The organism is Flavonifractor sp. An92 (assembly GCF_002159175.1).
GTDB lineage: Bacteria > Bacillota > Clostridia > Oscillospirales > Oscillospiraceae > Pseudoflavonifractor_A.
On the sequence record NZ_NFGZ01000005.1, the window covers coordinates 101,076 to 124,520 of the forward strand.

Consider the following 23,445-nt stretch of genomic DNA (forward strand, 5'->3'; position numbering starts at 1 on the left):
GGGAGAGAGAACCATGTACGACAGCCATATTTTTCTGGATTTTGAGATGAACCCCATCCCCCGGGAGTTTACTGAGGCCCGGCAGATGGCCCGGGCGGAGATCGTGGAGATCGGCGCGGTGAAGCTGGACCAGGACTACAACCTCATCGACCGCTACTCCCGCTTTGTGAAGCCCCAGTACGCCCCCATCCACAAGCGCATCACCCAGCTCACCGGCATCACCGACGCCGATGTGGCCAATGCCGAGCCCTTTGCGGAGGCCATCGCCGCCTTCGGGGAATGGATCGGCGGCGGGCGCACCCGCATCTACTCCTGGAGCCGCACCGACCAGAACCAGCTCTTCGACGAGAGCTGGCTGAAGGAAGTGGAGCTCCCCGCCCCTCTGGAGGGGCGCTGGATGGACTTTCAGGACGTGTATACCCGCCTCATCGGCCTCTCCGGGGCCAACAGCCTGTCCCTGAAGCACGCGCTGGGAGCGGCGGCCTGCACCTTTGAGGGCGAGGCCCACCGGGCGGTCCACGACGCGGAGAACTCCGCCACTCTGCTGAAACTGGTGAAGGAGGGGCGGCTCAAGGAGCAGGCCGGCGCGGTGTGGCAGGCCCTCCATCCGGAGAAGCACACGGGCAGCTCCCTGGGGGAGAATTCTGCCCTGAAAGCCTATCTGGAACGGCTGGAGAAGTGAGCTTTTTTCACGATTTCATGGATTTTTGGACGCGATACAAACAATTTCCTGCATAAAAAACGAAAGAGCCCGCATCTGCGGGCCGGCAGCTCTTTCCATTCCAAAGGTGTGTTTCTTTGGCAGCGGCGGCGGCGGGTTCTTTCCCGCCGCCGCGGTCATATTATGCTTGCGCGGTTTTTTCGCGCATGATAATTTTGACGCGGAAAGGGTGAAACTATGCAGGAGGAATCGATTGCAAAACCATGGCTGTCCTGGGCGGTGCGGGCGGCCGCCCTGGCGCTGACGCTGGCGGCGCTGGTATTCAGTGCCGGTCCGGCTGGAGCCGCCGCCGCGGGGAGCGTGGCCGGCGTGGGTGACATGGTGTATCCCCTGGGCCGGGCGGTGGGCATCAAGCTCTTCGCCGACGGCGTGATGGTGGTGGGCCTCAGCGAGGTGGACACCGCCGCCGGCAGCTCCGCCCCGGCCAAGAGCTGCGGCCTGCGGGAGGGCGACATCATCACCCACATCAACAGCGAAGAGGTGGGCACCATCGAGGAGGTTCAGTCCATCCTCCAGGATCTGGAGGGGGAAACCATGAGCATCCGGGCCCGCCGGGACGGGGAGGAATTGCAGGTCACCGCCCAGGCCGTCCAGTGCGCCTCTGACGGCAGCTACAAGCTGGGCGCCTGGATCCGGGACTCCATGGCGGGCATCGGCACCATGACCTTCTATGACCCGGCCAGCGGCGTGTTCGGCGCCCTGGGCCACGGCATCAGCGACGTGGACACCGCCCAGCTCATGCCCCTCCAGTCCGGGTCCATCATGTACGCCACCGTGCAGGACGTGCGCCCCGGCGAGGTGGGCGCGCCCGGTGAGCTCCACGGCGCCTTCCAGGCCAGCCGTGACCTGGGAGAGCTCTACTGCAACAGCAGTTCCGGCATTTTCGGCACCCTCACCGACACCTCCCTCACCGCCGGGGTGGAAGCGGTCCCGGTGGCCGGGCGGGATGAGGTCCACACCGGCAAGGCGGTCATCCGCTCCAACATCGCCGGGGACGAAGTGAAGGAATACCAGGTGGAGATCACCCACATCTACCCCGAGGGCAGCGGCAAGGATATGACGGTGAAGGTCACCGACGAGGCCCTTCTCTCCGCCACCGGGGGCATCGTCCAGGGTATGAGCGGCTCCCCCATCCTCCAGGACGGTAAGCTCATCGGCGCGGTCACCCACGTTCTGGTCAACGACCCCACCCAGGGGTACGGCATCCTCCTGGAGCACATGCTGGACGCAGCGGACAGCCCGGCATAACAAAATCAGGCAGACGAAAAGGAACCTTGTTGCCCCTGTGATAACTCACAGGGGCAACTTTTTTCTTGATTTGTACGTTGGAAACCGCATTGCAACCGTTGGTTGACACATTTCCAAGTGCAGATGGTGGCAATGCAACCAAGGAATCTGCTATCCTGTTGTCAAAGAAAAGTTAAGGAAATATTTATCAAAAAGTTCGGAGTGATATGACATCATCTTGTAAAATAAACTTACAGATTTGGATTTGTATGGAGGGACATAACATGCTAAAAAAGAGGATTCTCATCGCATCTGTCCTACTGGCTGCGGGCATTGCGCTTGTGGCTGCCATTCCCCTTTTTCAGATGGCCGTTCAAAAACCGATCATTGGAACCATAAAGGGGCCGGAATGTCAGTGGATCGAAATCGATGGCGTGAGGTATGTGGAAGATCGCGATGGCGCAAGAGCAAATGAGTTTTCAGGTGCTGACCGCGGGGCGTATTTGGGTTCCGTCACCAATGGAACGATCACCATGCGTGTGTTTTCCGTAAAGGGAGATGACAGCGGAAGGTTCCTCTATACCCTTTGGGACTGGGAGGGCGCCTTTTATTCCCGGGAGGATTGTAATGCAGACTGATGATGTGCAAAGAGGAAAGGAGCATCCATAATGACGCTGGCAGACAGAATACAGCACTTGAGAAAAGCAAAGGGAATTTCTCAGGAAGAATTGGCGGATCAGATCGGGGTATCCCGGCAGGCGGTTTCCAAGTGGGAAAGCGGACAATCCTCTCCTGACCTGGAAAAGGTCATCCTTCTGAGTGAGTTCTTTGACGTTGCAACGGACTATCTGTTGAAAGGAATGGAACCGCTTCCCAAAGAAAACCCCAAATCGAAAGATAAACCCAATGCCAACCTGTTTTCTATTGTGGGAACCGCCTTGAATTTTATGGGGCTCATTGTCGCTGCCATGGTATGGCATGAAGAGCAGGTCGCAACTGCGACCGCGATCGGCCTCATCTTCCTTGTGATTGGATGTATGGTTTACGGGATCGGCATGATCCTCTCCGATGATGTGACAAAGCCCAGGGCAAAGCAGCGGTTTCTCTTCATCAATATCTGGACGGTGACCTTCATACCTTTGTCCGTTGCCTGCAATATGCTTCTGGGAATCGGCCTGATCGCCCCGTACCCCTTGATGGTAAATCCGCCGATTGGATTCGCTGCCTTCTGGGTGGTCTATCTCGCCATAGGCATTTTTGTGGACTGGAAGATCGCAAAGGTTCAAAAGAGAAGTTCCCCCTGATTGCAATCACATATAAGCGGCAGCCCAATCATCTCAAAAGGCCGTATCCTTAAACAAAATAAACAAAAAGGAATGACACAGGCGGGTAAGTCTTGTATAATGATGGTAGAAAAGCAGAGATGGGGATGTACTTATGAGACACGATGCTGTCAAGTCGAAAACCCGCCGCTTCCGTGGCCTCTCCTGGCTGGTTCTGCTGCTTCTGCTGTTCCTGGCCGCCTGCGGGAGCGAAAAGAAGCCCTCCACGGTGTATGAGGTCGAAGAGCAGGGTAAGGTGTTTACGGTAGACCAGGAGCAGCAGACCATCTCCGTGGACGGCTATGTCTGCCAGTACGAGGTGACGGGCAGCGGAGGAAGCGCGGATCTTCATGTGACCTACCCGGACGGTTCGACTTACTGGTGGAGTGAGGGTGGACATGTTGGGTATGGTGGATGGAGCGATAACTATGATCCGGACAAATATGTGGCGGGCGAGGTGTTGTGGGACGTACTGTGCCTGAGTGTCCCCACCAAAACAGACGATTCCGGTCACTATATCGGGCTTGGTCTGATCCTGATTCTGCTGGGCGCGGTTCATGCCATCAGTCCCCACACGATGTGGTATCTGAGCTACGGCTGGCACTTTAAGGACGCGGAGCCCTCGGATCTGGCCCTGTTTGCGGAACGTGCCGGCGGTATTGTGGCGATCGTTGCCGGTGTGGTCTGCCTGTTTGTATAAAGGAGGGATCCCCATGAAAGTGCGGAAACAAACACTCTGGCGTGTTCCGATCTATTGCCTGATCGCCAGCTGGCTGAGCTTCTACGTGACGGTCTATCTGGGCCGGTTCTTCTTCGTGGTAACCACTGTGGGAGAGGACGGGGTCGTCGTGGGAAGCATCGACCAGGTCCGCTCCGGAATTTTCAACGGCGTTCTGTTTTTGATCGTGCTCCTCCTGGGCGGCCTCTGGGCCTTCCGCTCCATGACCCGGGCGGAAATCGCCGTCTCGGCGGGAATCATGACCGTGGTCTATCTAGTGGCGCTGGGCCTTCTGCGTATGTTCCCCCAGCCTCCCGTGTCGGTCACAGTCGCTGCCGCCACGCTCCGGAACTGGCCTTCCATCCTCACCTCGCTGCTGTTTAAAGCCACTGGACAGCCAACCCTTTCGGCGGTGCTCGCCTGTCTGGCGCCGCTGCTCTTCATCCCCTTTGGTCGGAAACAAGTTCAGTAAAGACATCAAACGCCCCGGCGGTCACACAGACCGCCGGGGCTTCTCTCTGTTCAATTAAGAAAAGGAAATGTCATAGATGCCGTAGCCCGCCTGGGAGTGGAAGATGGACTTCACCACCAGCAGCTTGACGTTGGCCGCCCGGTTCAGGGGCACGCTGACGGTCTGGACACCCCCGTCCCACTTGAGGTCGTAGCTGGTACTCAACTCGCCGTCCAGATAGACCTCCAGGGTGGCGTCGTCTGCCTCCGTCCCGTCCACATGGCCCACGGTGAAGGTCATGGTGTTGTACTTCAGGTCGGTGTTCCAGAGGGCGTAGGAAGCGGTGGTGGACGCCGCGGTGCGGTCCTGGAGCATGACGCCCTCGGTGATGTCCTTTCCGGCCACCGTCATGTAAGACTTGAGATCGCTGCCGTCATAGATCGTACTCCCCCCATTGACCTGGTAGGGGGGCAGCAGCTTCATCCAGCTGTCGGCCTGGCCGGGGATCGCGCCCACATAGACCGTGGCGGTCTCGCCGTCCCAGGTGACCTCCTTGCCCAGGGCCTCACCCACGGCGCGGACGGGCAGATAGGTGGTGCCGCCGCTGGCGAAGGGCTCCACAACCTTGCCGTTGGGGTCTTTGGGGGTGATCTCCTTGCCATCCACCACCAGGCGAATACCCATGTAGTTGGCCTCGATCATCTTGGTCGTCACCGCATTGGTGGCCACGGCGGTGCCGCAGAGCAGTCCCGCCACCGCGACGGCAGCCAGGGCCCGGTTACGCGTGATCTTCTTCATGGTACTTCCTCCTTTGTTTCGTTTCCAACACACCGCGCAGAGGTCTGCGTTTCCTTTATTGTGGACCTCCAAGCCTGTTTTGTCAATAGATAGATGCCTCTACGCACCTGCCGGACGCCACGGGAAACCCGGTTGAAAGCAAATTGCGCCTGTCCTTTTTTCTTCCGATCTGTTATACTGAACATAGAAAACAGAACAGGGAGGGATACCCATGAACGTGCGGAAACAAACACTCTGGCGCGTACCTGCCTATTGTCTGATTACCAGCTGTCTGAGCTTTTATGTGACGGTCTATCTGGGAGACGCTTTCTTTATGGTAAGAACCATGGATGAAAGCGGGCTTCTTACAACAAACGTCAATATCGTCCGCTATGTGCTTTTTAACAGCGCCCTCTTTCTGATCGTGCTCCTCCTGGGCGGACTCTGGGCCTTCCGCTCCATGACCCGGGTGGAGATCGCCGTCTCGGCGGGCATCATGACGGTGGTTTATCTGATTATACTGGGAATCCAGATGTCGCTTCCCCAATTTCCCACAGCTACCTTTCTCATCGCAATCTTCCAAACCTGGCCGGGAATCCTCTCCCATCTGCTGGCACTGGTCACCGGACCACATATTCTCCTGGCTGTAACCTGCTTCCTGGCTCCGCTGCTCTTCATCCCCTTTGGTCGGAAGCAAGTCCAGTAAAAACATCAAACGCCCGGACGGTCCGATGGACCGTCCGGGCGTTCTGTTATTCCGTATAAAATTCCTCCAGGGTGTCCAGGCACAGGCACCCCAGCGTTCCTCCGTGGCCGCAGCCGCAGTCGATGGCGATCTGTATGCCCCGGCGGACGATCTTGTCCCGGGGCTCCTCCCCCGTCCAGCGGCAGAGCAGGCGGGTGGGTGTGTGGCCGTAGACCACATAGCGGTCGGGATAGTAGTTCTGGTCCGGGCCTGGGCGGCAGAATAAAAAGTCCTCCAGCTCGTAGTCCTCCAGGGGCTTCTCCGGGTCGAAGTGGTCCAGCCCCGCGTGGACCAGCACGAAGGAGCGGCCCCCCGCCTCCACCTCGGCGTAGAGCTCCATGTCCCGGATGTAGTCCAGCACCTCCCGCTGTTCCGCCCGGCTCAGCTGCTGCAGCGCCCGGAGGGTTGGCTCTCCCCCGTTGGCCATCCAGTCTCCCAGGGACGCCAGTTCCACCTCCCCCAGGTCCTCCGCCCGCTCCGCGGTGATCTCCTGGAGCAGCCACTTGAGGCACAGGGCGGCGGTGAGCTCGTGATTGCCCAGAAGGGGGACCACATTGGGGCGGGCCATCATGTCCCGGAGGATTTTGATACCGTCCGGGCCCCGGTCGATGACGTCTCCCAGCACGTACAGGGTGTCCTCCGGCCGGAAGGAGATCTCCCGCAGCATAGCGATGTAGTTCTCATAGTGTCCATGAAGGTCAGACATGCAGTAGATCATGGTTACTTTTCTCCTTTTCTGACTCATTCCGATACGGCCTTTGCATCCGGATGCAGGTATGTTACAATAGCAGGGACCTGAGAAGAGACCGGACTATTCCGTCCGGAAGAAAGGGTGTTGGAACATGGAATATTCCCTGCGCGCGTGTTTGGAGGACAAAAGTCTGCGTGGAACCCTGGCGGACGCCCCGTTTGGCTTCGCCGACGGCAATGGCGTCTTTGAACTGGACTTTCAGGAGCAGTCCATCCGGAAGAACCACCGGAAAACCTTTGACCGGCTGATGAAGCTGGGCGGCGAGGAGCTGCTGCAAAAACTGTTGGAGGAGGGCAAGACCTGCCTGATGGGAGAGAAAGGAAAGGGCACCAGCACCATCGCCGGTACTGACCGCTTCCATCTCAAGACCAACGCCGGCGCGCCCACGGCCCTGTCCTCCATCTTCCACGGCATCGCCGGCTGGGCGGAGGTCTCGGAGGACTTCGACCTGGATCTGGTGACCTGCACACTGGAGGAGGAAGAGAGCGAGGAGGACAATGACCTCCCGGACGGGGAGCCGGAGACCGAAAGCTGGGAGATGGTCGCCCGATGGGGGAACCCTCTGCCGCCGCAGACCTGCTCCCTCATCACCCGCAACGGCGCGCCCTGCTTCTTTGACGAGGAAAACAAGGAGTTTATCTCCCTGCCCGGCACGGATGGCCCGGTGACGGAGCTGGCGGCCTGCGAGCCCCTCATAGGCAAGGTGAGTTCGTGGTCAGAGGACGAGGAAATCATGGGCTACCGCTACCGGACCGAGCCCGACGGCAAGTGGGGTTATGTCAGCCGCCTTTTCACCCAGATCGTCCCGCCTCAGTTCGATGAGATCCTGGTGGCACGCTATGGGGATGCGGAGAGCTGCATCTTTGCCTGGAGCAAGGATGAGAGCTTCGAGTGGAACACGCAGTTTCAGATCGTCTGCTCCGTGAAGGCCCCTTATGACCAGCAGGAGATCTGGCTGGATCTGAACGGGGCTTTTACCGTCAAGGGCCGAGACCTGCTCCCTCAGAAGGACGGCTGGCGTGAATACAGCCTGGACCAGAAATTCCTGCTCTATCGTCCATCTGCGGAAGTGAAGAAAGGTCTGCTGCTCCATCCACCCTTCTTTGTGGAGCAATGGGACGTGACCTTCCTGCCCGATTTTCTGGCCCTGGAGAACAATTTCGGACCAGATTGCATCCGCTGGGTGGCAATCGATTTTGAAGGTCCCTCCCCGTGGCTGGTAGATACCTGCAGGAAAGCAGCATCCGCCCCTCCGCCGGATTTTACCGTACAAAAATGTCTCCGCGATAGGATCGCACTGATCGAGAAAGAGGGCTACTGGGCGGTGGCCCGGCTGAGCAACGACAGCGAGACAGGCAAGCTCCAGGTGGCACGGTGGCTCACCCCCCTGGCCTTTACCCATATCGAGGTGGTGGACGAAAATCTCTCTTTCCTGCTGGTCGATCAGTTTGGCCAGCTGGGAATATTCAATTGGAACACGGAGAAGTATGTTGTCCCCTGCCGCTATGACCGGGTCCAGTGGCAAAGCTCCTCCTCCCTGTTTGGGACCTATGGATACTTCCAGGTACAGCATGGCGGCTTTGTGGGGACCATCGGCACAGACGGCTCCTGGAAGGAACACCTCCACCGGGAGGAGCAGGCATGATCTACGCCACCGACAACGACCTCCTGGCCATCGAGCAGCTGGACTTTGAGGACCGGGTGGACGCCATGTACCACTACCTGGTCAAGGGCTGGAACATGAACGAGGTGGGCGAGGATCGGCTGGGCATCAACTCCGACCAGCCCGGCCGGTTGGTGTCCAGCCTCATGCGGGCCTATGGCTTCTCCGGCAAAAACAGCGGCGCCTATCCCCGGTGTCCCAAGCAGGTCCTTGCGGATTTTGTGGACCAGTACTGGGCAGACCAGGACAACGGTGCGGTGGAGGGCGGGACCTTTCAGCGGTTCTACCGGCAGTATCAGCAGTCCCAGCAGCAGGCGCAGCAGGAGCGCCAGCGTCAGGAACAGCTCCGTCGGGAGCGGGAGTGGCAGGAGCAGCAGCGGCAGGAACAGCTCCGACAGGAGCGGGAACGCCAGCACCAGGAGCAGCTCCGCCGGGAACGGGAGTGGCAGCGCCAGGAACAGCTCCGACAGGAGCAGGAGCGCCGGCGCCAGGAACAGCTCCGACAGGAGCAGGAGCGCCGACGCCAAGAACAGCTCCGGCAGGAGCAGGAGCGCCAGCGCCAGGAGCAGCTCCGCCGGGAACAGGAGCGCCAGCGCCAGGAACAGCAGCGAAAAAGCCAGAGCCAAAGCCTGGTCAGCCAGGGAAAGGAGGCCCTCAACCAGGGCCAATTACAGCGAGCAATGGACCTCTTTCGCCAGGCACGGAAGCTCCACGACACCTGGGAGCTGAACCGTCTCATCGCCCAGACCCTGGCCCAGAGCTCCAACGCGGCGGAGCACTGTGACGCCATCATCCGGGAGCTCACCGAGTATGAGGAACACTTGGTGAAAAACAACTCCTCCCTCACCGCACAGCAGTCCCTCTGGCTGGCCCGGGCCTATGTGGCCAAGGGAGACAAGTCCCGGGCGTGTACCTACTACTTCCGGGCCGGAGACTATTACTACGACAAAGACGACTTCGCACAGGCCAACCAGCTCTACCAGGAGTCGCTGGACAAGACCCATTTTTATGAGAAGGGCCGTCAGTTCCGGGTGGCCTACGCATTCAGCCAGGCCAAGGAAACCCTCACAGAGGACGATCATCGCTACTGCATCCGCTACTATCAGCGCTACCTGAATGAGGAGGGTGAGGATGATACCGCCCGGGGCAATCTGTCCTATCACTTCAATCTGCTGGGCGAGTATGAAGAGTCGCTGCAGTGGGGTCTGCCCGCCGCGGAGCGCGGAAAGGTCCCCTTTATCTTCAACAACATGGGCAACGCCTGCTTTCATCAGAGGCGGTGGGAGGATGCCATCCGCTGGTACGAAAAAGCGGCGGCCGCGGGGAAGCCCCGCCAGTCTTACAACATCGCCCTGGCCTTGAAAAACCTGGGGAAATTTCAGGAGGCCGTCCGGGAGCTGAAGGCCCTGGTGCAGTCCCAGTGTTCCTCCGCCGACCGGCTCCGCTATCTGAAGCAGCTGGTGACGATCCTGTATTACTACATAGAGGACGACGAAAAAGACCTCGCCTACTGGCTTTCCTATGGGCAGGCCCTGCAGCAGCTGGTCAGTCACCCGGAGTGGAAGGAAGACGACGATGCGGAGGCCTTCCTGTGGGCACTGGAGCGGGCGGCAGAACAGTATCCCCAGCTGCAAGGCTACGCAGAAGCCGTGCTGGAGCGCATGCCCGGCATCAAAGCGAAGCGTGCCGAGGAGGCCTGGCGTGCGGAAGAAGCTCGGCGTGCTGAGGAGGCCCGGCGTGCCGAAGAGGCCCGGCGTGCCGAAGAGGCCCGGCGCGCTGAGGAGGCCCGGCGCGCTGAGGAGGCCCGGCGCGCCGAAGAAGCCCGACGCGCCGAAGAAGCTAGGCGCGCTGAGGAGGAAGCCCTCCTGCTGACCCTGTTCTTCTGACCCCTTTGCGAGACTGGAACGCCCGCAGCCAATGGCTGCGGGCGTGTTCCATTTAATCGGGGGTGATGGCTACCTTGATGACCCCGTCCCGCCGTTGCTCGAAGAGGTCGTAGGCCGCGGCAATGTCCTTCAACGGGTAAGTGTGGGTGATGAGGGCGGTGGTGTCCAGCTCGCCCCGGGCGATGAGGTCCAGGATCTCCGCGCACTTGCAGCCGTCCACGCCGCCGGTCTTGAAGGTGAGGTTCTTGCCGTACATGTCCGGAAGGGGCAAGGTCTGGGGCCCGTCGTACAGGGCCACCACCGTCACTACGGCGTTGGGCCGGGCGCACTGCCAGGCCAGCCGGAAAGTGTCCGGGCTGCCCGCCACCTCCAGCACCACGTCGGCCCCGCCGTGGTCGCTGTGGATCTGGACGAAGGGCAGGAGCTCCTCCGGCCCCACCGTCAGGACCTGGGGATAGCGCTCCGCCGCCCAGGAGCGGCGTCCCTCGTCCTTCTCGCAGAGGATGACCCGGCGGGGGTGCTTCAGCAGCACGCACTGGAGGGTACAAAGTCCGGTGGGCCCCGCCCCCAGGATGACCACCGTATCCTCCGGCGTGATGTCCGAGATATCCGCCGCCCAGTAGCCGGTGGCCAGGATGTCCCCCACGAAGAGGGCCTGCCGGTCGCTGACCCCCTCCGGGATGGGAGTGAGCCCCTGGTCGGCATAGGGCACCCGGATGTGCTCGGCCTGTCCGCCATCGATGCGGCAGCCCAGCGCCCAGCCCCCCTGTGGGTCGGTGCAGTTGTTCACCCAGCCGTGGCGGCAGAAAAAGCAGTCTCCGCAGAAGGTCTCCACGTTCACCGCCACCCGGGTGCCGGGGCGCAGCGTCTCCGGCAGGGCCTCCCCCGCCTCCTCCACCACGCCCACCAGCTCGTGGCCCACGGTGATGCCGGGCACCGCCCGGGGCACCGAGCCGTGCTTGATGTGCAGGTCACTGGTGCAGATGCTGGACAGGGTCACCCGCACCACCGCGTCCCGGGGGTGGAGCAGACTGGGACGGGGCTTTTCCAGCAGGCGGAAGTCCCCCTGCCCCACATAGGTATAGGCCAGCATGGCGTTCCCTCCTTTTGATGAAAACAGACGGGACGCCCCGGTTCGGAGGCGTCCCGTCGGATGGTTAATACAGTTTTGCGCCGGCGGGGATGTGCTCGTCCACCATCAGGCAGTGGAGCTTCTCCACGCCCTCCTCGTGGTGGATGGCGGAGATGATCATGCCGCAGGAATCAATGCCCATCATCTTGCGGGGGGGCAGGTTGGTGATGGCGATGAGGGTCTTGCCCACCAGCTCCTCGGGCTCGTAGGTGTCGTGGATGCCGCTGAGGATCACGCGGTCGGTGCCGGTGCCGTCATCCAGCACGAACTTCAGGAGCTTCTTGCTCTTGGGCACGGCGGTGCACTCCTTCACCTTCACGGCCCGGAAGTCGGACTTGGCAAAGGTCTCGAAGTCCACGAACTCCTGGAACAGGGGCTCGATCTCCACCTTGGAGAAGTCGATGACCTCCTCCTTCTTCACCACAGGGCCAGCGGGCGCGGCCTCCTTGGCGGCGGCGGGCTTGTCCAGGGGCTTCATGGTGGGAATTTGAGTTCTGACCGTTTCATCTTGTTTCAACATAGCCTGTTGTGCCATAAAACCGCCACCTTCATGACATTCTTCATACAGCTTTGATTCCATTTCATGCCTTCCTGCGCCGTTTGGTTTTGAGCAAAAGTTGTGGGAAAGTTGTAAAAAGTTGTAGTGGCTCAGAATTGGCTCGAAGATGGCTTAAAATTGGCACAATGAATGGCTACATTGCTTTGAAAGGCAACAGCCCCAGGAAGAGTAAAGCCTGCATGGATACTGCCAGCATCAGCAAGCAGATTCATACAGAAACAAGTATAGCATAAGCCCCAGAGATGTTCAAGTCAACGATTTTTTCGCAGTGCAATCCAATTTCATACCTTATATATAAAAAGGAGATTCTTATGCCAGCCTATCAATTACAAATTAAACAGGTGGTGGACTATCCACGTTGTCGGATTTACCGACAGTTTATCCATCGTCTGATAGATGACCGGAGCATTCGCGCAAGCGGCGGCTCCGGCCTTTTTTATTATACCGTGCTTTGCAGCTTTGCAAACTTCCGCACCTCATACCGGCGCATTGATGGCATCAGCTACACCGTCTACCCCGGCGAATGGGTCTGTACGCTCAAAGAGCTTTCTCAATGGTTTCGGACTCGTTTTCAGTGTCAGGCGCTTTCCATCTTGGGAGAACTTCAGCAGCGTCATCTCATTGACTTCTCCTCTCTGGGGCGAGGGAATGTGATCCGCTATAAAATCCGGAACTGGTCCCGACACAACACGGTTCTGGAGTATAACGCTCCCTGTCAAAAGGACACCGGCTTTTTCTTTTTACCGGTATCCATCGTTACTGATTTAATCAGCTCTGACCGCTGTTCTGAAATGGACATCGTGCTGGATCTATGGGTCTCAGCCATCTACAACGACAGTCAAGTGCAGGGGTCGGCGCTTGGGCCTGTAGCCTATTTTCGCAACGGCACCGGCAACCCTTTGGTCACCTATACGGAACTTGCTGCTCGCTGGGGCCTTTCCCGGGCCACCGTTGGCCGTGTTCTTAAAAAGCTGTCCGCCCTGGACTATATTTCCCTCATGTCCTTCCCCGGCCGCCACGGCAGCGTGATCTATCTTAAAAACTACTTGTCCACCATGTTTGAAATATCTGATGTGATGGTGGACAAAGAGGAGGTCGCTATGACACTCAATATCCGTCTGGAGCTTCCTGCGGAGGGCTGTGTTGACCAGGAAGCGCCCACCATGGAGCATGAGGTCATCGTTTCAGACGAACTCTCCAGCGTTTCAAAATCTCACATTGAAATCATCCTGCAGAAAATGGCGCAAATCCTGATGGCACAAGGGATTTCGTGCTTTGGATGCTCCCTCTCTCACTACAAGTTATATCCTTTATCGGGCGACTGCCGGGAAGTATTACTACCCCGCGCGCGATCAAACGGTGCTGCGCTTAGGCCTGGCTGTGTTGTGCGGCAACAAGCAGGTCGCAAGTTTTGAACTTACTCTCAACCCCATTGTTGAAAACGATTAAGGAGGCATAACCATGAAGAAATTTGACGAAAAGAATGTTGCTGAAAACCCGCTGTACCACGACACCTGGAAGCTGCTGAAAAAATACCGTGATGTGGTTTGGAGCCTGGAGCTGTCTGTTCAGCATGTCCGGACAAAATTTGAGATCGAGTATGGCACTTCCATCGAGGATTTTCTGGATTCTGTCTACCTGGCCGGCGCCGATCTGGCGGGCAGCGATATTGAGCATCACGCCAAGTGCATTGAGCGCAGCCACAAAATGCTGAAATTGCTGGATTCGGCAGTCGATCTGCTCCGCACCAAGCACAAGAACGGTGAAGCATACTACTGGCTTCTGTACTACTCTTTCCTCTCCCCCCAGCAGCTGAAAAATGTGGAGGAGATCATCGAGAACCTGCGTCCTCATATCCGGGATATTTCCTTCCGCACCTATTACCGTAAGCGGCGGGAGGCCATCGAAGCCCTCAGTTCCGTGCTGTGGGGATATACCTCCAAGGACAGCCTGGATGTGCTGGAGCAATTTTTCCCAGACTTGAAGGCCGGCGAAAACGAGCAGGGCAAATAATTGGCACATATCGGGAAAATAATTGGCGCGTTTCTGCCCTTGAGGCGTAAATCTCCATGTGTTAGACTGAATATGCTCAAACTTGCACCCAAAACCGAATACGGACAGAGAACAGCGCCTTTTTCTGAGGTGCTTTTTTCTGTCCAAACGGCCGTCCGGCCCGGGAATAAGCCCGCATCTGCAAATCAGGTGCGGGCTTATTCTTTGCTTTTGAGCAACGATCATCACATTTGGATTGGAGGTCCTCAAACATTGAAGAAACTGAAACTTCCCCAGCCGAAGCGGAAAGATGCTGACCGCACGCCTCAGCATCATTTTTCCGCTGCCAAACTCGCCTACATGGCTTTTCTCTGTGTCACGATGTCGCTGGTCTTCTGTCAGCCGGCCTTCGCTGCAACCGATGTTTGGTCTAAAGCCAAAGAGATCATGCAGGATGTCTACACGCAGATCGTCGCCATTTCCACCATTGCGGCCATTGTGACCGCCTCGGTCGCCCTGCTGTTGATGAACTTCTCCCGCTCCGGCCGGACCGTCGATGAAAGCCGTGCTTGGCTGAAGCGCATCTGTATCACCTGGGCGATCCTCAACGGATTGGGCTTTATCATGGCTTATGTGACGCCTCTGTTTGCCGGCGGTCAGTGGGCTGGATGACAGAGACAACTCTACACCCGCTGGAAGGAGGCGTAATTTATGGGTATCCTGGATGGCATCGTTGAATGGATTGCAGAGCAGATCATGGCAGGTCTCGACCTTGTGACTACTTCGGTTTTGGGCGCGCTTGGTTGTGACATGACCGTTTTTCTGCGCTATTTCCCCGCCGCAGAGACGATGTACGGGATTTTCGCAGCTCTGGCTGTCGGTCTGATTTTGCTCAACTGGGTATGGCAGCTATTTAAGAATTTTGGTCTGAGCGCCGGTATCGAGGCAGAAGATCCTGTGAAGCTGAGCATCCGCTCGGTTCTCTTCATTCTGCTGGCACTTTTTTCAGACGAGATCATCAACACAATACTGACCATCGGCGGCACCCCGTACCGCTGGATCATGGATTCAGAACTGCCGCCCCTCAGCTTTGCTGATTTCAATTCGGTGATGCTGGTGATCATCGGTGTATGTGCCAATGGAGCCGTGGCCTTGATCACTTTGATTCTGGTCGTCATTTTGGCATGAAACTATCTGAAACTGCTGCTTGAAGCAGCGGAACGATATGTATTGCTTGGTGTGCTGGTCTATACTGCACCAGTCGCTTTTGCGATGGGGGCAAGCCAAACCACATCAAACATCTGGAAATCCTGGTGTCGGATGCTGGGCGGGCAGATTTTTCTGCTGCTTATGAACGCCTGGTGCCTGCGCCTATTTACGAGCATGGTTGGTTCGTTTATCTCCAACCCGCTTTCGCTTTAAGGAGGGACGTAATGAAAAAACTCAGAAGAATTCTGTTTCTTGCGCTCATGGTCGGCCTTCTTGCCTGCCTGTGCTACCAACCCGCTTTTGCCGCCGTTACGGAGGAAGAAGTGCAGGCGCAGGTAGACGCCGTAGGCAAAGAAGCAGTATCTGGCAATGTCCTGATTTGGTTCATGTGTGCGATTGGTTTTCTCAAAGTATCACAGAAAATCGACTCCTTCATGGCAAGTCTTGGGGTCAATGTAGGCCATACCGGCGGCAGTATGTTGGCGGAGGCCTTAATAGCCGCCCGGGGCTTCAGTGGATTCAAGAGCTTTTCCAGCCACCATTTCGGTGGTGGGCACAGCAGCAATTCCACTCATGTGAATGCAGGCGGTGGCGGCAAGGGCGGCGGCTTTGGTGCCGGCTTTGCCAGCGGCGGTCTGGCCGGGGTAATTGGCCGGAAGGTCACGAACAATGCGGTAAAAACAGCGACAACTCCCTCAGAAACAAAAGCCTCCGGCCTTGGTGGTCTCGTAGGCGGTGCTGCAGGGGGTATCGGCGTCCACATCTATACTTCGTCCGTCAGCAAGGGCGGCAATTTCGCCAACAATGTGATCGGTTCTGTTGCCACCGGGAACATCACCCAGATGGGTACGATTTCCGGTGAAAAAGCTGTTGACGCTCTTCACTCTTACATGGGGCACGCTGCTTTGGAAACTGGCGCTGAAAACATTCCCCAATACCAGAATGTTGAGATCGGCGGCGGGCGTATCACAGGCACCGAAGTTACCGCCGAGCATCCGGAGGGTATCGCTTTCGGAATGTATCATGCAGATCAGTATGTTGCACCCGAGGGCCAATACACAACGGTTCATTCCGCCGACGGTGCGGCATGGTATAAGCAATACGCTGTTGACACTGTAGAGAAATCCCCCTACATGGCGCCGGATGGTTCGATAGCCTACAACGAGTCAATCGTCAAAAAGCTGCCCCCCACTCCCCGCAGAAAGGACAGGCTCTAAATGGATGAAGAAAAAAAGACTGGTCTTGCCGACGCTGTGGAAACCGGAGCATCCGCCGCCCACACGATAAAAGGCGCCATTAAGGCAGGCAAGGCAATTTCCGGTGCCGCAAAAGGAGCTGCTGCCGGCGGCCCGTATGGTGCCGTGGCCGGGGCCGTTTGGGCCGGACGCAAGCACATCGGCAAGATCATTACCGTCATTATCATTCTGCTTTTACTTCCGGTACTGTTTGTCCTGATGCTCCCGGGGCTTATCTTTGGAGGTCTGGTTAACGCCTTTTCTCCGGCAGATTCCGAAGCCCCTGTTCTCAACAGCGAGACAGCTATTGTGGAAAACGCCAATGACATCACATTCACCATCAATTCCATTCTGGGCGAGGCGCTGGATGATGTGATGGCCCAGATTGAGGAAGATTTTGCTTCGTCTGGTGCTGACCACATGGAGATCAAGAATTCCTATTCCTCCGGCCCTGTTTTCAATGCCAATCTCATCATCTCTCAGTATTGTGCGGCCCGGGATGAGGATTTTGAAAGCATTTCACTGGATGATTTGGCCGCTGTTCTCCGGGACAATAAGGAACACCTGTATTCCTACACCAGCGTCCAGGAATCCCGTGAGGTTACTACCGAGGACCCGGAAACCGGCGAGGAAACCACCACTACCGAAACATGGATCATTTACACGATCCGGTATAACGGTGAATCCTATCTTGCGGACCATGTTTTCGCACTCACGGATGAGCAAAAGGAACTTGCCTCTGACTACGCTTCCAACCTGAGTACCTTTTTGGGTGATGGGCTGCTCCAGAACATGACAGAGTGGACTGGAAACAGCATCCCCTCTCTTGGGGATGTAACCTTTACCGATGGTGTGACACCGGTGGTGTACTATAACCAGCTGGATGAACGCTATGCCAGCCAGCCTTATGGAACTGACAACATTGGCGGCTACGGCTGCGGGCCGACCAGCATGGCAATCGTAGTGTCTTCCCTTACGGACGATACGGTTGATCCCGTGGAGATGGCGCAGTGGTCCTATGAAAATGGATACTGGTGTAACAACAGCGGCTCCTATCACGCCCTGATTCCTGCCGCAGCGGAGGCCTGGGGGCTGCCGGTATCCGGCTGTACGACATCCGAGCCGCAGCGCATCGTCGATACACTTTCTGAGGGAAAGCTGGTTGTGGCAATCATGGCTGAAGGGCATTTCACTTCTTCCGGCCACTTCATCGTTCTCCGAGGCGTAAAAGACGGTCAAATCATGGTGGCAGACCCGGCCAGCTATAAGCGCAGTGAGCAACTTTGGGATCTGTCCATTATCTTAAACGAGGCCAGCCGTCGTGCAGGCGCCGGCGGTCCGTTCTGGATTATCGGTTGACCTTCCTTCGGTTACGGAAATGAGGTATATATGAGCAACAAAAACGACCATGATATTTATATCATACCGCCGAATTTCATTGAATCAGGCACATTTTTCGGCGGTATGTTCCGTGCGCGGAATGTTATTGAGGCCGGTATCCTGGCTTTTGCCATCGGGGTGCCGGTCTTCATGTTTGTTCCGTTCGGGTTGACGACCCGCATTATCATTTTGTGCCTGACCGCCCTTCCTGCGGCTCTGGTCGCATTGATCGGCATTTCTGGCGAGAGTTTGTCGGAATTTCTGATTATCTTTTTGAAATATCTGCGGAATCGCCGCATCGTCGGCGGCGATGGTCAGCAGCCGAATGAGCAAGCGCCCCCTATGAAACGCCCCGGCAGACATCTCAAGCAGAGGGCTCCGAAAGAAAAGGAGTCTCGACCTCCGAAGCGCAGGCGTTCCGGTGAATCGGATTTTCCAGCTGAGTTTGACGAGGTTCGCAGTTACGAGATTCGTGAGAAACTCCGGCCCAAGAAAAAGCCGAAGAAAGAACTTTCGTCCAAAAAAGCGAAGAAAAAGCCCAACAAGCGGAAGGAGAAGGCACGTCCGCCCAAGCGCCCCGCTCATATCAAAGAGCAGCCGCCCGCCTGCCTGAATCCGGTGGCAGACTATCTTCCCATCGAAAAGATCCAGAACGGCATCATCTACACCAAAGACCACCGGTATGTCAAGGTGGTCGAGGTGGTTCCCATCAACTTTATGCTCCGCAGCGCGAGAGAGCAGCGCAATATCATCTACTCTTTTGTGTCGTATCTGAAAATCTCTCCCGTCAAGCTGCAGATCAAGGTGCTGACCCGTCGGGCGGACATCAATCGTCATTTGGACACAGTACGCAGGGAGATGGCTCAGGAGAAAAATGAGCAGTGCCGTTTGATGCAGGAAGACTATCTGAGCTTTGTGCAGCAGATCGGCGCCCGGGAAGCTGTCACACGGCGCTTTTTCCTGATTTTTGAGTATGAGCCCTGGAACAACACCCGGCGTTCGGAACAGGAAGAGGAAGCTATTCAATCCCTGCAAAGCGCCGTACATACTGCATCCAATTACCTCCGGCAATGCGGTAATGAATTGATTATCCCCGAAAACGAGGACGAATTTACGGTTGATGTTCTTTATAATCTCCTCTGCCGAAATGAGAGCACCATCAAACCGCTGGCACTCCGGGCACAGGAGGTTGTTGCACAGTATGCGGCAAAAGGCCGGGAAAGCGAGATTGACCATATCCCTGCAGCCGAGTTTGCCGCTCCCAAGAGTATTGATTTTACTCATGGGCGCTATCTGTGCATAGACGGGCTGTACTACGCCTATTTGCTGATTCCGTCGAATGGTTATAAGACGCAGGCTCCCGCCGGATGGCTGAGTTTAATCGTCAACGCCGGCGACGGCATCGACATGGACATGTTCCTTTCCAGGCAGCCCAAAGAGCGCATCATCCAGCGGGTAGGTCAGCAGCTCCGCATCAATCGTTCCAAAATCAAGGACGCGAGCGACACCAACACTGATTTTGACGACATCGACGGTGCCATCCGAAGCGGCTATTTTCTGAAGGAAGGTCTTGCCAACAACGAGGACTTCTACTATCTGAATCTGTTGATTACCGTTACTGCCCCTACTGAGGAAGATTTGGAATGGAAGGTCAGCGAGATGAAAAAGCTTCTGCTTTCGCAGGATATGGATGTCCGTTCCTGCCATTTTCGTGAGGAGCAGGCATTTCTCTCCGCGCTCCCGCTGGTATCCATGGAGAAAGGACTTTTTGAGCGTGGCAAGCGCAACCTGCTGACTGGCGGTGCCGCAAGCTGCTACCCCTTCACTTCCTTTGAGATGTGTGACGACAACGGCATCCTTTTGGGGGTGAACAAGTACAACAGTTCCCTCATCATCGTGGATATTTTCAATTCCGCGATTTACAAAAATGCCAACATTTCGATTTTAGGTACCAGCGGCGCAGGCAAAACCTTCACAATGCAGCTTATGGCGTTAAGAATGCGGCGTAAAAATATCCCTATTTTCATCGTCGCTCCCTTGAAGGGGCACGAGTTTCACCGCGCCTGTGCAAATGTGGGCGGCGAGTTTATCCAAATCTCCCCGGCAAGTCCTCACTGCATCAATGTTATGGAGATCCGCAAGGTTGATCGGTCTGTCAATGAACTCCTGGACGGCCCCGGAATCCAGCTTTCTGAATTGGCGGCAAAAATCCAGCAGCTGCACATCTTTTTCAGCCTGCTCATTCCCGATATGAGCCATGAAGAGCGTCAGCTTTTGGACGAAGCGTTGATCCGCACTTACAACGCAAAGGGCATCACGCATGATAACGCTTCACTGGATGACCCGGCCAATCCGGGTCAGTACCAGGAAATGCCGGTGCTGGGCGACCTGCATGAGATTCTGAAAGCTGCGCCGGAAACTACCCGCATGGCTCATATTCTCAACCGTCTGGTGCACGGTTCGGCCAGTACATTTAACAAGCAGACCAATGTAAGTCTGGATAACAAATATACCGTGCTGGACATTTCCTCGCTCACCGGCGATCTGCTGACTGTAGGTATGTTTGTGGCGCTTGATTTCGTGTGGGACCGGGCAAAGGCCGACCGCACAGAAGAAAAAACCATCTTCATCGATGAATGCTGGCAGCTCCTTTCCGGCGCCGGCGCCACAGGCACACGACTGGCCGGCGATTTCCTCTTGGAGATTGCAAAAACGATACGTGGGTATGGAGGCTCGGCGGTCTTCGCGAGCCAAGACCTCAACGATTTCTTCAATCTGGATGAAGGTCGCTTTGGCAAAGGTATCATCAACAACAGCAAGACAAAGATCATTCTTAACCTGGAGGATGATGAAGCGGAACGGGTTCAGGAGACCCTGCACCTGTCCGATGCGGAAACGATGGAGGTCACCCATTTTGAGCGTGGCAATGGCTTGATCTCGACCAACAACAACAATGTCATGGTTGAGTTTAAGGCCAGCCCTCTTGAGAAGGACCTGATTACCACCGACCGGCGTGAACTTCGTGAAATTCTGGAGCGCAAGCGTCGTGAACAGGAGTCTGCATAACCCTTGTTCTCCTACATTTCTTCAAAACACGCCAAATAGACGCTGCGATGATGCCTTTCAGCGATTATTTTTGAAAGGCGTCCCGATGGCGTCTTTTATGCGTCATCTATTTTTACAAACAGGAGGTGAGCTCATGAAGACCAGGGCTGAAATCTATGGAAATGAAGCTGCAACGCTACTGCGGACGGTGACTATGTATCCTGGTCTCAGCCAGCAGCAGCTTCTTTGCTTTCACCCTGGCAAGTCTGAAACAGCGAAAGCCCTGCTTTCCCATTTGGAAAGGCAGGGCCGCATTTTCCAAAGTGATAACGGCGGATATTTTCCTGCCGGCTATTCGCCCAAAGCTGATCAGGCGCTTATCAAGGCGGTGTGGGTCCTTTTGGATTTCATTCAGCAGGCTGATTATCATGCACCTGCGGAGTTTCCTGTCAAACTGGTCTTTTTTGCCGATGAGGAACTGTATGAAGTCGCCCATGTCGCCCATGGACAGGAAGCGTTAGTCTGTCATGCTCTACGGGGCAACAAGGGCGGTAGCCGCCGCATCATCTTGGTCGATTCTCCGACACAGATTGCCAAAATCGACTGTCCCGACATATCCGGTTTTTGCACCGTATCCCAAGATGGACAAACCCAGTATTTCAAGAAAGCAGGAGGCACATGATTTTTGGATCGAAAACTGATTTCCCGCAGAATAGGGAGCATTCTCGACGATATATCCCGTTTGAGTAATGCGCTGTATGCGATGGACACAACAGACATCCAACGCTATCCCGACAATTACGAAATTCTCTCTACCGATGCTGCGCTTCGGGCGGAACGGATCGCCTGCCGGCTGCGGCATTTGATATATTCCAGCACCTCCATCCAGAAGGGCGAGTATCTCCAATCCGCCAGCGTGGCGCAGGGCATCTCGATAGCCTATGAAAACGGGGTCCTGGAAGTGACCCTTCCCAGGCTTCTCCCGAAGCGCCGGCAACGGCAAAGTTCCGAGTTCCTGTTAGACCCGCTCTATTTCGCTCTGGAGCAGTACGCAAAGGAACAGCCTCTCCCCCATTACCGGAATTGTGTTGTCTGCTTTGCCCAAGTTTACGATCAAACACTTCCCACCAGGCGGGTGCGTGATTATGACAATCTGGAGGAAAAGCAGTTGCTGGATCTGTTGTCCACCTTTGTGATGGCCGATGATACCGGTTTGCTATGCGACGCCTATAATACCACAGAGCTGGGAGAGCAAGACTGCACCAAGATCTTTGTCATGGAAAAGAAGCGGTTTCCCCAATGGCTTGCAGAGCGCAAAGAGAGCTTGAAAACCATCTCGGATTTTTGAGCCTTTTGGCCCTTATTTTTCCCGACATACCTTGATGGCACAAAAAAGCCCGGATTTTCAACGCTTCCAGACTTGCGCCACCGCAGATTTTTACCGAAGTTCTCAGTCATCACGGTAAAAAAACACATCACAAGGGAGGTGATCACTTGGGAAAAGCAGCCGGACATTTCCACAACCGGACACGCTCCCATTCCGGCTTCTGGCGTTGACAGCCATCTCTGGAGAGTTCCCCACCAGCCAGCTCAACCGTCTCCCAGCCAGTCCTTACTATTTGGAGTCGGTTGTGACCGATCTGAAAAAGAGCGGGCTACTCCGCACCTATTACCGAGACAAACTCCGCGGCTATCGTTTAGGCGTTCGCGCCAAAAACAGGCTGCTGGACAACTGGCCTGAGCGTTTTGCTCCCTATCTGACAGGCGATACCGACACCAACCGGCTGAAAAGCGAGATTGGGCGTCGGCTTCGTCTTCACCGTCTGGCAGAAACCTATGTCACGATGGACAATGCTGGGGTGGGACTTTTCCAAGATGAAAAACCGAAGGTTTTTGCCCCGCAGGGCTATTCCGATGGGGCCGTGGAGTATCCCTCATTTTACAGTTCCCGTGAAGTCAAGGAGATGGGGGTGGATACCACGCAGATCCGCAGTTCTCGCTTCACTGGTGTGCTCCTTACCTCCAGCAGCATCTATGTCACTTACAACAGCAGCGCAGCGCTGATGAAATGGCGCTACAAGTCCGAGATGCGGGTAAAGGCTCTGATGTGGAGCGTTCTGTGTCAGCAGCGCCTCACCGGGCAATACAATGCAGACGCTGTGCAGGGGGTCGTTCTGGGGGAAAGCATGGAACTCGCTTACCAGATGCTGACCAGCACCGGCGGCGCCAAACATGATTATTTCATGCTGGACGGAAGCTACGACCATTTTTTCTTTTTTACTAACGACCATCAGGGTGAAGTGCTGCTGGCCTTGCTGTGCGATTGCGCCAAGACAGCGCAGCTCAACGACATCTTGAAGCAGGGCCTTACAACCGGGGCTGCGAGCCGAGCCGTCGAACACGATGCCTTTGAAGCGGATGGAACACCTGTTTTGTTTTGCTACTTCTTCGATTTGCCCAGGATTGCACGCTTCAACAGCGCCCTCGATCTTATGGACAGTTCCGGAACGATCATTTGCTTTGATTTTCAGGCAGATGTACTGCGGCGCTACTGCGGCAGCAGGGTGCGCTTTCAAACCATTGACTTCATCAAATTTGAGAGGAGGTTCTTCCCATAAACAAAAAGAAAATG

General features: G+C 56.3%; 21 protein-coding genes and 2 pseudogenes. 19 read left to right on the forward strand and 4 right to left on the reverse strand.

All coding sequences use genetic code 11. From position 1 onward, the window contains the following. Nucleotides 1-13 precede the first annotated feature (13 nt). From B5G43_RS05515 to B5G43_RS05540, 6 genes are all read left to right on the forward strand, one after another. Nucleotides 14-682, forward strand: a complete 669-nt coding sequence (locus tag B5G43_RS05515; RefSeq protein WP_158097364.1) for a 3'-5' exonuclease — start codon at nt 14-16, stop codon at nt 680-682. 216 nt (nt 683-898) lie between these two features. Further along, nucleotides 899-1,969, forward strand: a complete 1,071-nt coding sequence (gene spoIVB, locus B5G43_RS05520) for a SpoIVB peptidase (RefSeq protein WP_087259479.1) — start codon at nt 899-901, stop codon at nt 1,967-1,969. Nucleotides 1,970-2,232: 263 nt separating this feature from the next. Next, on the forward strand, nt 2,233-2,586 hold the full coding sequence (locus B5G43_RS05525) for a hypothetical protein (protein ID WP_087259480.1): 354 nt from the start codon (nt 2,233-2,235) through the stop codon (nt 2,584-2,586). A gap of 30 nt (nt 2,587-2,616) precedes the next feature. Then, nucleotides 2,617-3,252 carry a helix-turn-helix transcriptional regulator gene (locus B5G43_RS05530; RefSeq protein WP_087259481.1) on the forward strand — a complete coding sequence of 212 codons (636 nt, stop codon included), beginning with the start codon at nt 2,617-2,619 and terminating at the stop codon, nt 3,250-3,252. Nucleotides 3,253-3,385: 133 nt separating this feature from the next. Beyond that, the gene (locus B5G43_RS05535; RefSeq protein WP_087259482.1) at nt 3,386-3,970 is read left to right on the forward strand and encodes a DUF6199 family natural product biosynthesis protein; all 585 of its coding nucleotides are present in this window, start codon (nt 3,386-3,388) and stop codon (nt 3,968-3,970) included. A 19-nt stretch (nt 3,971-3,989) separates the two neighbouring features. Next, nucleotides 3,990-4,460, forward strand: coding sequence for a hypothetical protein (locus B5G43_RS05540; protein WP_143382839.1), 471 nt, complete (start codon nt 3,990-3,992; stop codon nt 4,458-4,460). Between the two features lie 54 nt (nt 4,461-4,514). Here B5G43_RS05540 and B5G43_RS05545 read toward each other — a convergent pair whose 3' ends face one another. After that, nucleotides 4,515-5,237, reverse strand: coding sequence for a stalk domain-containing protein (locus B5G43_RS05545; RefSeq protein WP_087259484.1), 723 nt, complete (start codon nt 5,235-5,237; stop codon nt 4,515-4,517). 211 nt (nt 5,238-5,448) lie between these two features. On the opposite strand from B5G43_RS05545, the gene B5G43_RS05550 reads away from it, so the two are divergent. After that, the gene (locus B5G43_RS05550; RefSeq protein ID WP_087259485.1) at nt 5,449-5,922 is read left to right on the forward strand and encodes a hypothetical protein; all 474 of its coding nucleotides are present in this window, start codon (nt 5,449-5,451) and stop codon (nt 5,920-5,922) included. Between the two features lie 46 nt (nt 5,923-5,968). Here B5G43_RS05550 and B5G43_RS05555 read toward each other — a convergent pair whose 3' ends face one another. Next, nucleotides 5,969-6,679, reverse strand: a complete 711-nt coding sequence (locus B5G43_RS05555) for a metallophosphoesterase (protein WP_158097365.1) — start codon at nt 6,677-6,679, stop codon at nt 5,969-5,971. 124 nt (nt 6,680-6,803) lie between these two features. Here B5G43_RS05555 and B5G43_RS05560 point away from each other — a divergent pair, with 124 nt between their 5' ends. Beyond that, the gene (locus B5G43_RS05560) at nt 6,804-8,357 is read left to right on the forward strand and encodes a hypothetical protein (RefSeq protein WP_087259487.1); all 1,554 of its coding nucleotides are present in this window, start codon (nt 6,804-6,806) and stop codon (nt 8,355-8,357) included. Continuing rightward, nucleotides 8,354-10,261, forward strand: coding sequence for a tetratricopeptide repeat protein (locus tag B5G43_RS17990; RefSeq protein ID WP_087259488.1), 1,908 nt, complete (start codon nt 8,354-8,356; stop codon nt 10,259-10,261). The genes B5G43_RS05560 and B5G43_RS17990 overlap by 4 nt, the downstream gene beginning before the upstream one ends. A gap of 52 nt (nt 10,262-10,313) precedes the next feature. On the opposite strand, the gene B5G43_RS05570 is transcribed toward B5G43_RS17990, so the two are convergent. Next, a complete protein-coding gene (locus B5G43_RS05570) occupies nt 10,314-11,354 on the reverse strand; it encodes an alcohol dehydrogenase (protein ID WP_087259489.1) in 1,041 nt (346 codons plus the stop codon). Nucleotides 11,355-11,418: 64 nt separating this feature from the next. Next, nucleotides 11,419-11,796, reverse strand: a pseudogene (locus B5G43_RS05575) (lysine--tRNA ligase); the annotation flags it as partial. 467 nt (nt 11,797-12,263) lie between these two features. Here B5G43_RS05575 and B5G43_RS05580 point away from each other — a divergent pair. From B5G43_RS05580 to B5G43_RS05625, 10 genes and pseudogenes are all read left to right on the forward strand, one after another. Next, entirely contained in the window at nt 12,264-13,367 is a 1,104-nt protein-coding gene (locus B5G43_RS05580; RefSeq protein WP_242960465.1) for a helix-turn-helix domain-containing protein, read from the forward strand. 46 nt (nt 13,368-13,413) lie between these two features. After that, nucleotides 13,414-13,965: a hypothetical protein gene (locus B5G43_RS05585; protein WP_087259491.1), complete on the forward strand. Its 552-nt coding sequence runs from the start codon at nt 13,414-13,416 to the stop codon at nt 13,963-13,965. A 252-nt stretch (nt 13,966-14,217) separates the two neighbouring features. Continuing rightward, nucleotides 14,218-14,616 (forward strand): hypothetical protein, encoded by a 399-nt coding sequence (locus B5G43_RS05590; protein WP_007712699.1) that lies wholly within the window; start codon nt 14,218-14,220, stop codon nt 14,614-14,616. Nucleotides 14,617-14,655: 39 nt separating this feature from the next. Further along, a pseudogene (locus B5G43_RS05595) lies at nt 14,656-15,366 on the forward strand (hypothetical protein). Nucleotides 15,367-15,377: 11 nt separating this feature from the next. Next, complete coding sequence (locus B5G43_RS05600) at nt 15,378-16,370, forward strand: hypothetical protein (RefSeq protein ID WP_087259492.1); 993 nt, start codon at nt 15,378-15,380, stop codon at nt 16,368-16,370. Then, nucleotides 16,371-17,747 (forward strand): C39 family peptidase, encoded by a 1,377-nt coding sequence (locus tag B5G43_RS05605; RefSeq protein WP_087259493.1) that lies wholly within the window; start codon nt 16,371-16,373, stop codon nt 17,745-17,747. It begins immediately after the preceding gene. A gap of 30 nt (nt 17,748-17,777) precedes the next feature. Beyond that, nucleotides 17,778-20,834: an ATP-binding protein gene (locus B5G43_RS05610; RefSeq protein ID WP_087259494.1), complete on the forward strand. Its 3,057-nt coding sequence runs from the start codon at nt 17,778-17,780 to the stop codon at nt 20,832-20,834. Between the two features lie 133 nt (nt 20,835-20,967). Continuing rightward, nucleotides 20,968-21,495, forward strand: coding sequence for a DUF5697 family protein (locus B5G43_RS05615; RefSeq protein ID WP_087259495.1), 528 nt, complete (start codon nt 20,968-20,970; stop codon nt 21,493-21,495). 3 nt (nt 21,496-21,498) lie between these two features. Further along, nucleotides 21,499-22,161, forward strand: coding sequence for a DUF6100 family protein (locus B5G43_RS05620; RefSeq protein ID WP_087259496.1), 663 nt, complete (start codon nt 21,499-21,501; stop codon nt 22,159-22,161). A 283-nt stretch (nt 22,162-22,444) separates the two neighbouring features. Then, complete coding sequence (locus tag B5G43_RS05625) at nt 22,445-23,431, forward strand: hypothetical protein (RefSeq protein WP_343214392.1); 987 nt, start codon at nt 22,445-22,447, stop codon at nt 23,429-23,431. Nucleotides 23,432-23,445: the final 14 nt, after the last annotated feature.